Source organism: Aliarcobacter vitoriensis, assembly GCF_048320235.1.
GTDB classification, from domain to species: Bacteria; Campylobacterota; Campylobacteria; order Campylobacterales; family Arcobacteraceae; genus Aliarcobacter; species Aliarcobacter vitoriensis.
Genome location: NZ_CP182882.1, coordinates 2,084,359 through 2,096,875 on the forward strand (window position 1 = coordinate 2,084,359; position 12,517 = coordinate 2,096,875).

Annotated in this window: 12 protein-coding genes; 8 read left to right on the forward strand and 4 right to left on the reverse strand. The window is 26.6% G+C overall.

Annotated features, from left to right (window positions below):
* Positions 1–56: 56 nt before the first annotated feature.
* Together ACNSOS_RS10350 and ACNSOS_RS10355 are read left to right on the forward strand one after the other, a co-directional pair.
* On the forward strand, positions 57–1,004 hold the full coding sequence (locus tag ACNSOS_RS10350; RefSeq protein ID WP_418185230.1) for an iron-sulfur cluster assembly scaffold protein: 948 nt from the start codon (positions 57–59) through the stop codon (positions 1,002–1,004).
* Between the two features lie 51 nt (positions 1,005–1,055).
* Positions 1,056–1,679, forward strand: coding sequence for an HPP family protein (locus tag ACNSOS_RS10355; RefSeq protein ID WP_113893272.1), 624 nt, complete (start codon positions 1,056–1,058; stop codon positions 1,677–1,679).
* A gap of 6 nt (positions 1,680–1,685) precedes the next feature.
* On the opposite strand, the gene ACNSOS_RS10360 is transcribed toward ACNSOS_RS10355, so the two are convergent.
* A complete protein-coding gene (locus ACNSOS_RS10360; protein WP_113893274.1) occupies positions 1,686–2,933 on the reverse strand; it encodes a GGDEF domain-containing protein in 1,248 nt (415 codons plus the stop codon).
* 85 nt (positions 2,934–3,018) lie between these two features.
* Between ACNSOS_RS10360 and argH the strand changes: the two genes are divergently transcribed.
* Positions 3,019–4,410, forward strand: coding sequence for an argininosuccinate lyase (gene argH, locus ACNSOS_RS10365; protein ID WP_418185231.1), 1,392 nt, complete (start codon positions 3,019–3,021; stop codon positions 4,408–4,410).
* A gap of 26 nt (positions 4,411–4,436) precedes the next feature.
* Here the strand turns inward: argH and ACNSOS_RS10370 are convergent, their stop codons facing one another.
* Together ACNSOS_RS10370 and ACNSOS_RS10375 are read right to left on the reverse strand one after the other, a co-directional pair.
* Complete coding sequence (locus tag ACNSOS_RS10370; RefSeq protein WP_113893277.1) at positions 4,437–5,345, reverse strand: chemotaxis protein CheV; 909 nt, start codon at positions 5,343–5,345, stop codon at positions 4,437–4,439.
* Positions 5,346–5,387: 42 nt separating this feature from the next.
* The gene (locus ACNSOS_RS10375) at positions 5,388–6,056 is read right to left on the reverse strand and encodes a ThiF family adenylyltransferase (RefSeq protein WP_418185232.1); all 669 of its coding nucleotides are present in this window, start codon (positions 6,054–6,056) and stop codon (positions 5,388–5,390) included.
* 63 nt (positions 6,057–6,119) lie between these two features.
* Here ACNSOS_RS10375 and greA point away from each other — a divergent pair, with 63 nt between their 5' ends.
* The 4 genes from greA to nth are packed head-to-tail and all read left to right on the forward strand — an operon-like array spanning position 6,120 to position 9,934.
* A complete protein-coding gene (gene greA, locus ACNSOS_RS10380; protein WP_113893471.1) occupies positions 6,120–6,605 on the forward strand; it encodes a transcription elongation factor GreA in 486 nt (161 codons plus the stop codon).
* 1 nt (position 6,606) lies between these two features.
* Positions 6,607–7,311, forward strand: coding sequence for a UDP-2,3-diacylglucosamine diphosphatase (locus tag ACNSOS_RS10385; RefSeq protein WP_418185233.1), 705 nt, complete (start codon positions 6,607–6,609; stop codon positions 7,309–7,311).
* Positions 7,312–7,314: 3 nt separating this feature from the next.
* A complete protein-coding gene (gene uvrB / locus ACNSOS_RS10390) occupies positions 7,315–9,288 on the forward strand; it encodes an excinuclease ABC subunit UvrB (protein WP_418185234.1) in 1,974 nt (657 codons plus the stop codon).
* Between the two features lies 1 nt (position 9,289).
* Positions 9,290–9,934, forward strand: a complete 645-nt coding sequence (gene nth / locus ACNSOS_RS10395) for an endonuclease III (protein ID WP_418185235.1) — start codon at positions 9,290–9,292, stop codon at positions 9,932–9,934.
* 15 nt (positions 9,935–9,949) lie between these two features.
* Here the strand turns inward: nth and ACNSOS_RS10400 are convergent, their stop codons facing one another.
* Positions 9,950–10,360, reverse strand: coding sequence for a hypothetical protein (locus tag ACNSOS_RS10400; RefSeq protein WP_418185236.1), 411 nt, complete (start codon positions 10,358–10,360; stop codon positions 9,950–9,952).
* Between the two features lie 181 nt (positions 10,361–10,541).
* On the opposite strand from ACNSOS_RS10400, the gene ACNSOS_RS10405 reads away from it, so the two are divergent.
* The gene (locus tag ACNSOS_RS10405) at positions 10,542–12,515 is read left to right on the forward strand and encodes a methyl-accepting chemotaxis protein (protein WP_418185237.1); all 1,974 of its coding nucleotides are present in this window, start codon (positions 10,542–10,544) and stop codon (positions 12,513–12,515) included.
* Positions 12,516–12,517 lie beyond the last annotated feature (2 nt).

Consider the following 12,517-nt stretch of genomic DNA (forward strand, 5'->3'; position numbering starts at 1 on the left):
ATTTTATCCTATATTGAATAAAATACAAAAAATATATATTATATAATGGAAGATTAATGAAAGAAAATGATAAAAAAGAGTATTCAAGTAAAATTTTAGAAAGAATTGATGAACCAAAAAATTTAGGTTTAATTACAAAAGAGAAAGCAAAAGAGTTTAATTTAAAATTATTAAGTTCAGATTATGAGTCAAATGCTGGAGATAGCATAAGGCTTTATTGGGCTGTTGATAAACAAAGTAATATTATTATGGATGCTAAATTTCAATCTTTTGGGAGTGGAATTATCATTGCTTTAAATGATATGATGACTGAATTGTGTATTGGAAAAACAGTTGAAAAAGCTTCAAAGATTACAAAAACAGATGTAGAGTTTGCTCTAAGAGATAGACCAGAAATTCCTGCAATGAATATTCAAGAGTTATATGATAAAACTTTAAATTTTGTAGTTATTAAAAAAGTTGCATTGTCTTATACAGAAGTTGATGTTAGTTCTTTTGATGATGATTATTTGGTTTGTGAGTGTGCTAGAGTTAATCTAGGAGATATTAAAAGTGCTATAAAACAATTTGATTTAAAAACTATTGAAGATATAGGACAAATAACAAAAGCAGGAATCTTTTGTAAATCCTGTCAAAAAGAGGGTGGATTAGAGGAGAAAGAGATATATTTAACTGATATATTGGAATATACTAGAAAAGAGATAGATGAACAAAGACAAAAAGAACAAGAGAGAAGCCAAATTGATTTTGAAAGCTTATCAAAAGAAGAAAAGTTAAAACTTATTGATGAAGTTTTAGATGAAGATGTACGACCTATGCTTGTTATGGATGGTGGAAATATGGAAATTTTAGATTTAGTTGAATCAAAACCACATTATGATCTGTATATTAGGTATTTAGGTGCATGTAGTGGCTGTAGTTCAGGAAGTATGGGAACACTTTATGCTATCGAGTCAATTTTACAGGATAAAGTATTTGTAGATTTAAGAGTTTTACCTATATAAAGAGGCTTTTTGAAATTATTTTGGTACAATAAATAAAAAGAGGTTATTTTTATGTTTGCTATTTATAATAATGGAACAGTAGGCTTTAGAAGTACAACAGATAATTTATATGAATTAAAGAATATTGATGAAGCTGAAAGTGTTAGATTTGAGCCCAAAGAGGGCTTAATACAAGATTTTTCTAGTGAATTAAATAAAGATCAAAAAAATGAATTTTTAAATTCTTACAAAAAAATAGCTTCTCTTGATAATTTAGAACCAGTTTATAAAATCAAAGATATTATGACAAAAGATGTTATTTATGCAACTACAAACTTTACTATTGAAGAGTTATATTATTTTATAAAAGATAAAGGTGTTTCTCAAATTCCAATTACAGCTTTTGGAAAAAAAATTATAGGTATTGTAAATAAAAAGATTATATTATCTCTAATTATGAATAATATTGATGAAATAGATGATATATTAAAAAGAAAAATAGAAGATGTTTATCTACCTGAAGTTTTAACAGCAGATCCAGAATCTGATGTAAGACATGTTGTGAAAATAATGCTGGATTTAAAAATAGATGCTATTCCAATTGTTGATGAAAATGATATTTTAGTTGGAATTGTGTCAAAAACAGATATTTTAAAAGCAGTTGCAAACTTACCAAAACTTCAACTTTGGAGTTAGATAGTTTTAAACTATCTCTCCTGAATCAAATATAGTTTTATCTCTACCAGCTTTTTTTGCTTGATAAAGTAATTCATCAGCCTTATTATGAGCTTCTTCTATTGAATTATAGTTATTTCTAAATGTAACACCTGCAGAAAAAGTAATATTTATTTTGTAGTCTTTATATATAAAGGTACTATTTAAAAAAGTATTTTTAACCCTTTTTATGTATCTTTTAACTTCTATTTTATCTCTAAAATTAATAAGTGCAACAAACTCTTCTCCTCCATATCGTGCAACAACATCTTCTTTTCTTGTAAGATCCTTTAAAATAATTGCAAAAGATTTTAGTATTTCATCTCCACAAATATGTCCAAAATTATCGTTTATTTTTTTAAAGTGATCTATATCAAAAAAGACAACTGCAAAGTTTGTATCAAAAATAAAATACTGTTTTTCCATTTTTTTTGCTTCATTATCGTATGCTCTTCTATTTAAAATCCCAGTTAAAAAATCAAAATGATACTCTTCTTTTGCAACTTTAAGTTCTTTTTCTAATTCCTCTATTTGTTTATGTAAAAGTTTAAATTTGTCTATATTTGTAGATAAAATTCTATTATTTTCTTGAAGAGAGTTTTCTAGTCTATAAATAGTGTCTATTAGTTTTTTTTGAACAATTATAAGTTCTCTTTTTGAGTAATCAGATATTTCTAATTTTACTAAATCATCTTTTATCTTTTGAATCTCTTCATTAGAACTATCACTATCTGAAAGTGTTTTATCATAGTATCTACTCATTAAAGATGTTAGTTTTATTATATCATTTGTTTTTTCTTTTAAAACTCTTCTATCAGCATCAATTCTTTTTTGTGCAAATTCTTTAATTTTATTTATAGACTCTCTAGTTGTAATATTTTTTGGGTTTTTTAATAAAACTAAAATAAAGTCTTCTATATCTTCTTTAAGTTCAAAATTGATAGATGGTGCTAATAACTCGCTAAAAGTACTAATCAAAGACTTTAATTCATCATTTGTAGCTCTTTTTGATAAGATTTTTATAATTTGAAAAATAGATTCATTATTTAATATTTTTTTCTCATCATTCGTTAAGCTTTTTAAAGCATCATTTAATATTTTAATATCATCAAATTGGTTATTTAAAAGTTTAGCTTGAGCTACAAACTCTAAAAAGTAGTTTTCAGGGGTAGCAGGAAGTCTTTTGTCTTTTAAACTAGATAGAGTATTTTTTGTAATTTCTTTTATATCTTTCATATTACTCTCAATAATTTATATAATAACGTAGTATTATAGCACTTATGATATAATAAGAACTTAATAATTTTATAGGAAAGAATAAATGTCAAAAGAAAATAATCAAATTTTAAAAAATACAAATGCTAAGATATTAGATGAGTTTAATGCTTCGATAATGTTTGATAAAGAGCTATATTCACAAGATATAAAAGGTTCTATTGCACACTCTAAAATGTTAGCTTTTCAAGGAATTATAAGTTTTGATGAACAACAACAAATAGAAGAAGGTCTTTTAAAAGTAAAATTAGAGATTGAAAATGGAGAGTTTAAATTCTCTTTAAAGTATGAAGACATTCATATGGCAGTTGAAAATAGGCTAACTGAAATTATAGGAGAAGCAGGTAAAAAATTGCATACTGCAAGAAGTAGAAATGACCAAGTTTGCACAGATTTTAGTCTTTATGTACAAGAAAAAACAAAATCTATTCAAAATCAAATAAAAAATTTAATATCAACTTTTTTAGATATTTCTTCAAAACATACAACAACTTTAATGCCAGGAATGACGCATTTACAACATGCTCAACCTATAAATTTTGGATATCATATGATGGCTTATGCAAATATGTTTAAAAGAGATTTTGAGAGATTTTCTTCTTCTTATGAAAGAAACAATTATTCTCCTTTGGGAAGTGCAGCTCTTGCAGGAACTCCACATAATATTGATAGATTTAAAACAGCTGAGTTGTTAGGTTTTACTGCTCCAACTCAAAATGCTATGGATAGTGTTTCAAATAGAGATTTTGCTTTGGAGTTATTGTTCAATATATCTACAACAATGATGCATATAAGTAGAATTTCAGAAGAGCTTATTTTATGGTCGTCTTATGAGTTTCAATTTGTAAGAATGAGTGATGAATATGCAACTACAAGTTCAATTATGCCACAAAAGAAAAATCCTGATGTTCCTGAACTTTTACGTGGAAAAACTGGAAGAGTTTATGGAAATTTAATATCACTTTTAACGGTTATGAAAGGCTTACCATTAGCTTATAATAAAGATACACAAGAAGATAAAGAAGGGGTTTTTGATTCAGTTAAAACTATTGAAATTTCAATTTCGATTTTAAATGAAGTTATAAAAACTATGATAGTTAATGTGGATAAAATGGAAAAAGCTTGTAAAATAGGGCATTTAACAGCAACTGATTTAGCTGATTATTTAGTACAAAAACAAAATATGCCATTTCGTACAGCTTATTATCTTACAAAAGATGTTGTATCAAAAGCAAATAGCTTAAATAAAGATATTAGTGAATTAAATATAGATGAAATTAGAAGTTCAAATGATGAATTAAAGAATATAAATGAAGAAATAGTTTCATATTTAAATTTAAAAAATTCTATGAATAGTAGAAACTCTTTTGGTGGAACATCAACATATCAAACACAAATACAAATTGAGAATATAAAAAATTGGTTAGGAACTATTTAATAAAAAGCTAATTTCTTAGCTTTTTATTATTTAAGAAGAAGTCTTCGTGTAATATCGTATAAAGAGTGAATATCAGTTTTCCCTACAAAACCATCTATTCCTATTTTATCCATTTTTCCTTTTACAGCATCAGTCGTCATTGATGAGTTTACAACTACAGGAATGTGAGAATATTTTGTACTATTTTTTATAAAAGAAGCAACTTGATATCCATCTGTTCCAGGCATTTCAATATCTGTTAAAACAAGTCCTACATCGCTTGGTTCTAACTCTTCTAATCTATTAAGAAGTAATCCACCATTTTGATATATTTCAAAATTTGCTCCAGCTTGTTGGAAAAATTTTGTTAAAACTTCTCTTGCAACTGCTGAATCTTCAGCTGCTAAAATTTTTTTAGAAGATGATATTTTTTCTTCAACATATTTTTTAACATCATCATCTCCATCATTTGTCCATTTAATATCTCTTAAAAGCTGTTCAGCATTGAATACTGTACATAATTCATCTTTATTATTAACTTTTACATAAGTTGTATAAGTTATTTTTGAATTTGTCTCTTCAGTGTTTCTTAATTCTTGAGTAGTTTTTTCAACAATATCAAGCATATCTTTTACTAAAAAGCCTATTTTTTTGTGGTTGAATTCACAAAATATTATTAGTTTATACTCATTCGTTTCAAGAGGTTTAAGACCAAGCCAAGCATCAAGATTTACTAATGTTACAGGTTCTCCTCTAATTGTTGCAATACCAGATATTATATTTGTATCTTTAGGAGTATCATTTATAGCAACCTCTTCTGTTATTATGAAAGCTTTAACTTTTGCAATATTTATTGCGTAAATATTATTATGACCAGTGTAAAATACTGCTAACTGCTGAACATTTCTTAAATGTCCTTGTGTCATTTGCTCAACACTACCACCAATACCGCTCATGTAAATCCTTTTTTTGTGTAAAGTAAATTATTATATATCGTTTTAACTTTGACTATCTTTAACTAAATTTAATTTTTTTATTATTTTTTGAATAGTAATTGAAGCCATCATTAGCCCAAAAGAAGCAGTTACACCTTCAAAACTCCCTTTTTCTACACACAAAGGAACTTCAGATGAAAAAATTACTTTAAATTTCTTTTTAAAACCTTGTTTTTTAAGTTCTTCTCTCACTTTTTTTATAAATTTATCGTTATATGTTTCCCAAATTGATTTATATTCTAATTTCGTAGCATCAATTCTTTTTGCTCCTCCACTTGTACTTATAATTTTTGTAAAATGCTTTTTTATTAAATGTACCTTTGGAGTTACATCATCTATTGCATCTAAAATATAATCATAAGATGAAAAATCAAAGTTATCAATCCATTCTGGAGTTACTTTTACACAAATAGGTGTTACATTTGGGTATTTTTCTTTTAGAACATCAACTTTGACTTTTCCTATATTTCCATGGCTTCCTAACTGTCTATTCATATTTGAAGGTTCATATTTATCGAAATCAACTATTGTGATATTTGTTATTCCAGTGTTATATAGTGCATCAAGTGCAAAACTTCCTATTCCACCTACACCAAAAAGTATTATCTTTGTGTTCTGAAATTTTTGAAATGCTTCTTCTCCAAAAAGCTTTAATGTTCTATCATATTGCATTTTAAATCTTCTTTTTTACTAAATTTTGGATATTATATCACAAAAATATTTATTGGAGAGGTTATGGATAAAGAGCCAATGACACTTAAGGGGTACAATAAAGTTACTCAAGATTTAGATTTTTTAAAAAGTACCGAAAGACCAGAAACTGTAATTGCTTTAGATGAAGCTAGACAGTTAGGTGATTTAAAAGAGAATGCAGAGTATCATTCAGCAAAAGAAAAATTAAAATTAATAGATGTTCAAATAGCTGAATTAAGTGATACTATTTCAAAAGCAGTTATTGTTGATCCATCTAATTTACCACATGATAGAGTAAGTTTTGGTTCAACTATAAATCTTGTTGATGTTGATAGTGATGAAGAATTTACATATACTATTGTTGGTGGAGTTGAATCGAATGTAGAAAAAGGTTTTATATCTTTTAATTCTCCTTTAGCAAAACAACTTATGGGAAAAGTTGAAGGAGATGAATTCAATGCAAATTTACCAGGTGGAACAAAAACTTTTGAAGTTTTAAAAGTATATTATAAAGAGTTAGAGCTATAGTTTGAACATAAGTTTAAAAGATGAGGCTATTTTTATAGCCGATTCACACTTCAATCAAAAAAATCAAGAACTTTTACATCTATTAAAAAGAGTTGAAAAGAAAGAGTTAAATATTTCTCAGCTTTTTTTAATGGGTGATATTTTTGATTTTTTATCTTTTGAATGTAAATATTTTATAAAACAAAATGAGGAAGTTATAAATCTTTTAAATAAACTATCAGATAATTTAGAAATAGTTTATTTAGAGGGAAATCATGATTTTAATTTACAAAAGCTTTTTCCAAATATAAAAGTAATAAATAGAGATAATCAACCTTATTTTATAAAAATGCAAGAAGAAAAGGTTGGATTATCTCATGGGGATAATTTTATAAATTGGCAATATGAACTTTTTTGTAAAATAATAAGAAACAGCATATTTTTAAAATTTATGAATTTTATTGATATAAACTTTTTTATTTCAAAACAGTTAGAAAAAGCTTTATTAAATAAAAATATTTGCCATAATATTTCAGATTTTGAGAAACTTGTAGAAAAACGAGTGAAAAATTATGATAGCGATGTTATTATAGAAGGACATTATCATCAAGGTAAAACTTTTGTTTTTGGAAATCAAAAATATATTAATGTTTCATCTTTATGTTGTCAAAAAGAGTATTTGAAATTTAAAGAAAATAAATTTTTTATTGAAAAATTAAAGGATTAGATTTTGTCAGAGTTTAAAGTAGTAAGTGATTATAGCCCAAGTGGAGATCAACCAAAAGCTATTGAAGCTTTGAGTAATTCAATAAAAGCTGGAAATCAATATAACACTCTATTAGGAGTTACAGGAAGCGGAAAAACTTATACTATTGCAAAAGTGATAGAAAAGGTACAAAAACCAACTCTTATTATGACACATAACAAAACCTTAGCAGCTCAACTTTACAGTGAGTTTAAGCAATTTTTTCCAAATAATCACGTTGAATATTTTATCTCTTATTATGACTATTATCAACCTGAAGCATATATTCCAAGAAGTGATTTATTTATTGAAAAAGATAGTTCAATAAATGATGAATTAGAGCGTCTTAGACTTAGTGCAACTGCTTCACTTTTATCTTTTGATGATGTTATTGTTATTGCCTCAGTTTCAGCAAACTATGGATTAGGAAATCCAAGCGAATATAAAGCAATGGTGCAAAGAGTTGAAATTGGATTTAACTACTCTCAAAAAACATTTTTACTAAAACTAATAGAAATGGGTTATAAAAGAAATGATAAATTCTTTGATAGAGCGGATTTTAGAGTAAATGGAGATGTTATAGATATTTTTCCAGCTTATTTTGAAGATGAGTTTATAAGAGTTGAGTTTTTTGGTGATGAGGTTGAAAGTATCACAAAACATGAATATCTTACAAATACAAAAACAAAAGATTTAAATGAGGTGATTATATATTCTGTAAATCCTTTCGTTGTAACGCAAGACAAATTAGCAACTGCTGTAAAACAAATAGAAGAAGAGCTTGAAGATAGACTTGAATTTTTCCAAAAAGAGCAAAAATTAGTCGAGCATCAAAGACTAAAACAAAGAGTTGAATTTGATTTGGAGATGATTGAAGGTACTGGAATGTGTAAAGGAATAGAAAACTATGCAAGACATTTGACAGGACAAAAACCTGGAGAAACTCCATATTCATTGCTTGATTATTTTGAACAAATGGGTGAAGATTTTTTACTTGTAGTTGATGAATCTCATGTTTCACTACCACAATTTAGAGGAATGCATGCCGCTGATAGAAGTAGAAAAGAGGTTTTAGTTGAGTATGGATTTAGGCTTCCGAGTGCCTTAGATAATAGACCTTTAATGTTTGATGAGTTTATAAAAAAAGCACCAAATTATGTATTTGTAAGTGCAACACCAAATGAGTTAGAACTAGAACTAAGTTCAGTTGTTGCAGAACAAATAATAAGACCAACAGGACTTCTTGACCCTGTTATAGAAATAATAGATAGCCAGTTTCAAGTTGAAAGACTTCATGATGAGATTAAAAAAACAATAGCAAAAAATGAAAGAGTTTTAGTTACAGTTTTGACAAAAAAAATGGCAGAAGAGTTAGCTAGTTATTATGCAGATTTAGGAATAAAAGTAAAATATATGCATTCTGAAATAGATGCAATTGAGCGAAATCAAATCATTCGAGAATTACGACTTGGAACTTTTGATGTACTAATAGGAATAAATCTTTTAAGAGAAGGTTTGGATATTCCTGAAACTTCGCTTGTCGCAATACTTGATGCAGATAAAGAAGGGTTTTTAAGAAGCAAAACTTCTCTTATTCAAACAATAGGAAGAGCTGCAAGAAATGAAAATGGAAGAGTTATCCTATTTGCCCAAAGAATAACAGCTTCTATGCAATTTGCTATTGATGAAACTTCTAGAAGAAGAGAACTTCAAGAAGAGTTTAATAAAGTTCATAATATTACTCCAAAATCAACAAAAAGAAAACTTGATGAAAATCTAAAACTTGAAGAATATGATACAGTTGCTTGGAAAAAACAAAAACTAGAAAAAATGCCTGCAAATGAGCGAAAAAAGATTTTAATAGAACTAAATAAACAGATGAAAAAAGCTGCATCAGATTTAAACTTTGAAGAAGCAATAAGATTAAGAGATGAGATAGCTAAGATTAAAGAGATATAAGATGAAAAAAGCAACAAAACAAGATATAGAAACAATCAAACAAGCATTTTTAGAAAATTATAGTGATGCTGTAACAGAGTTAAATTATAAAAATGATTATGAACTACTCATAGCCATTATTTTATCAGCGCAATGTACAGATAAAAGAGTAAATATAATAACTCCAGCATTATTTGAAAAATATCCAAGTGTAAAAGAGTTATCTGTTGCAAATTTGGATGATGTTAAAAAAATCATTAATTCTTGCTCTTTTTTCAATAATAAAGCACAAAATATTGTAAAAATGGCACAAAGTGTGATTATGAATTATGATGGAAATATTCCACATAATCAAAAAGAACTGATGAAACTTGCAGGTGTTGGAAACAAAACAGCAAATGTTTTTATGATAGAGTTTGAAGGTGCAAATGTTATGGCTGTTGATACTCATGTATTTAGAGTTTCTCATAGATTGGGATTAAGTGATGCTAAAAATGTAACTCTAACTGAAGCTGATTTGGTAAAAAAATTAAAAGGTGATTTACATATTTTTCATCAAGCGATGGTTTTATTTGGAAGATATATTTGTAAAGCAGTTAAACCTGAATGTGATAAGTGTTATTTTCCGCAAGTTTGCAAAACAAAAATCAGTTTTAAACCTGCGTAAAAACTCAAAAAAGAGTTATTTTTCAATACACTCTTCTTTTAAATTTGCAAAATCTTTAAATACAAAAAGATTTTGTACTTTATTTATTTCAACATTATCCATTGTGCATAAAAACTCTGTATTTTCTTTTTTTACAAGATATGTAAATTTATAAATAAATTTATCTTTTGAACTTACAACTTTATTGTTTAAAAGTTCGTAATTAAGACTTTCTATTTTAATATTTTTATCTTTCTCATATTTCTCTTTAAATATGTTTTGTAAATAATTATCTTTTGATTTCTCATACCAAATTGTTCCAATTGTTACTAAAAATATTATTATTAATAAAATTATAAACTCTCTTTTTTCAAATCTATCGTTTACTTTAAAAAGTATTACTGTAATTATGACTATAAAAATTGCAATACCGATGATAATTTGCATATATTATTCCTTTTTCTTATATTAGAACATATTATATCAAACTACTTATAAGTTTTTATTTAGTGGTTTTTTTGTAATATCTATCCGCTAAAATCTTTAAAATCGTTATCAGAAATATAAATTAAGATTAAGGTATTTATTATGAGTTACATAATAATTAAAATATAAAAGGACGCAAATTATGTTAAACAAATTGGACACAAGGAAAAAATTGTTTTTATTCCCTATATTATTTATAATAATAGTTGGAGTAATGGTAACTGTATATAGATACTATGTTAGCATATATGAAGCTAGAAATTCAGCTTCAATAGCCTCTGAAAAATTTATTTCAGATATGGTTAAGACTAGATTCTCTGTTCTACAATTTATGAGAACATCGACACAAGAAACAGAAAAAGTTGTGATTGGTGATATAAAATATCTTGAAAATAATATGAAACAAGCAGCTGCTAGTTACGCTGATACAAGTAATATAAAATTAGCAAATGAAATTTTATCATTATTGAGTGATTATGAAAAAGGATTTTTATCATATTCAAAAGAAAAAATTAGTGATTATAAAAATGGTATTTTAAAAGAAGAACCAGCTGTTGCACTTAAAATAACACAAATGGCAGAAATGGGTGTGTTAATACAAAATAAAGCATCACAAATATCTTTAAGGGCAATAGAATTAAGAGACGAAGCTGATGAAACTATGAATAGTATGTTAATAACTGTTATTGTACTTTCTGTTATATTATTTATAATAATCTCTGTGATTATTTCAAATGTTGTAGTGAACTCTATAGAAAAATTTAAAGATGGTTTATTAGGATTTTTTGCATATTTAAATAGAGAAAAATCAACAGCTGAATTACTTGATGATAGTGCAAAAGATGAATTTGGAGCTATGAGCAAAGTTGTAAATGAAAATATAGTTAAAACAAGAAAAGGTATAGAAGAAGATAGAAAATTAATAGATGAAACAATTTCTGTTTTAGGTGAATTTGAACAAGGAGATTTATGTCAAAGATTAAATACTGAAGTATCAAATCCTGCTTTAACTCAACTTAAAAATGTTATAAATAATATGGGTAATGTTTTAGAAACAAATATTGAAAATATTTTAGATGTTTTAGAGAAATATTCGAAGTATGATTATATGAAAAGAGTTCCAACAAATGGTATTAAAGAACAGCTTTTATCATTGGCAAATGGTATTAACTCTTTAGGAGATTCTGTAACTTCTATGCTTCAAGAAAGTAAGTCTAATGGTTTAACTTTAGATAAAAGTTCTATGATACTTTTGGCAAATGTAGATAAATTGAATTTAAGTTCAAATGAAGCAGCCGCTTCTTTGGAAGAAACAGCAGCCGCACTAGAAGAGATTACTTCAAATATTAGAAATAATACGGAAAGTATTGCAAAAATGTCAAATCTTTCAAGTGGAGTTACAAAATCAGCAAGTTTAGGTGAAGAGTTAGCAAATAAAACAACAATTGCAATGGATGAGATAAATACACAAGTAACGCTTGTTCACGAAGCAATTGGAGTAATAGATAATATAGCATTCCAAACAAATATTCTTTCATTAAATGCAGCTGTAGAAGCAGCAACAGCAGGTGAAGCTGGAAAAGGATTTGCAGTTGTAGCTCAAGAAGTAAGAAATCTAGCTTCAAGAAGTGCAGAAGCTGCAAAAGAGATAAAAGATATTGTTGAACTTGCGACTTCAAAAGCAAATGAAGGTAAAGGTATAGCTACAAATATGATAGAAGGATATAAACAATTAAATGAAAATATATCTCAAACTATGAATTTGATTTCTGATATTCAAAATGCTTCAAAAGAACAACTACTTGGAATTGAACAGATAAATGATGCAGTAAATCAGCTAGACCAACAAACACAACAAAATGCAATGGTAGCATCTCAAGCTCATGATATTGCTTTATCAAATGATAATATAGCAAAATTAATAGTAGAAGATGCAAATTCTAAAGAGTTTATAGGAAAAAATGAGGTTAAAGAAAAAGATATAGGAACTAAAAGAGAAGATACAAAAAATATTAAAATTGTAAATAATACAAAAAAAATATCAACTCCACAAGTTTCAAAAAAAGCAACACCTATAAAAGATAGTAGTAAAGATGATGAATGGGAGAGCTTTTAAAA

Excerpts from the sequence above, each read along its gene's own strand:
- ACNSOS_RS10350 (WP_418185230.1), top strand. The coding sequence starts at position 57 with ATGAAAGAAAATGATAAAAAAGAGTATTCAAGTAAAATTTTAGAAAGA.
- ACNSOS_RS10355 (WP_113893272.1), top strand. The coding sequence starts at position 1,056 with ATGTTTGCTATTTATAATAATGGAACAGTAGGCTTTAGAAGTACAACA.
- ACNSOS_RS10360 (WP_113893274.1), bottom strand. The coding sequence starts at position 2,933 with ATGAAAGATATAAAAGAAATTACAAAAAATACTCTATCTAGTTTAAAA.
- argH (WP_418185231.1), top strand. The coding sequence starts at position 3,019 with ATGTCAAAAGAAAATAATCAAATTTTAAAAAATACAAATGCTAAGATA.
- ACNSOS_RS10370 (WP_113893277.1), bottom strand. The coding sequence starts at position 5,345 with ATGAGCGGTATTGGTGGTAGTGTTGAGCAAATGACACAAGGACATTTA.
- ACNSOS_RS10375 (WP_418185232.1), bottom strand. The coding sequence starts at position 6,056 with ATGCAATATGATAGAACATTAAAGCTTTTTGGAGAAGAAGCATTTCAA.
- greA (WP_113893471.1), top strand. The coding sequence starts at position 6,120 with ATGGATAAAGAGCCAATGACACTTAAGGGGTACAATAAAGTTACTCAA.
- nth (WP_418185235.1), top strand. The coding sequence starts at position 9,290 with ATGAAAAAAGCAACAAAACAAGATATAGAAACAATCAAACAAGCATTT.
- ACNSOS_RS10400 (WP_418185236.1), bottom strand. The coding sequence starts at position 10,360 with ATGCAAATTATCATCGGTATTGCAATTTTTATAGTCATAATTACAGTA.
- ACNSOS_RS10405 (WP_418185237.1), top strand. The coding sequence starts at position 10,542 with ATGTTAAACAAATTGGACACAAGGAAAAAATTGTTTTTATTCCCTATA.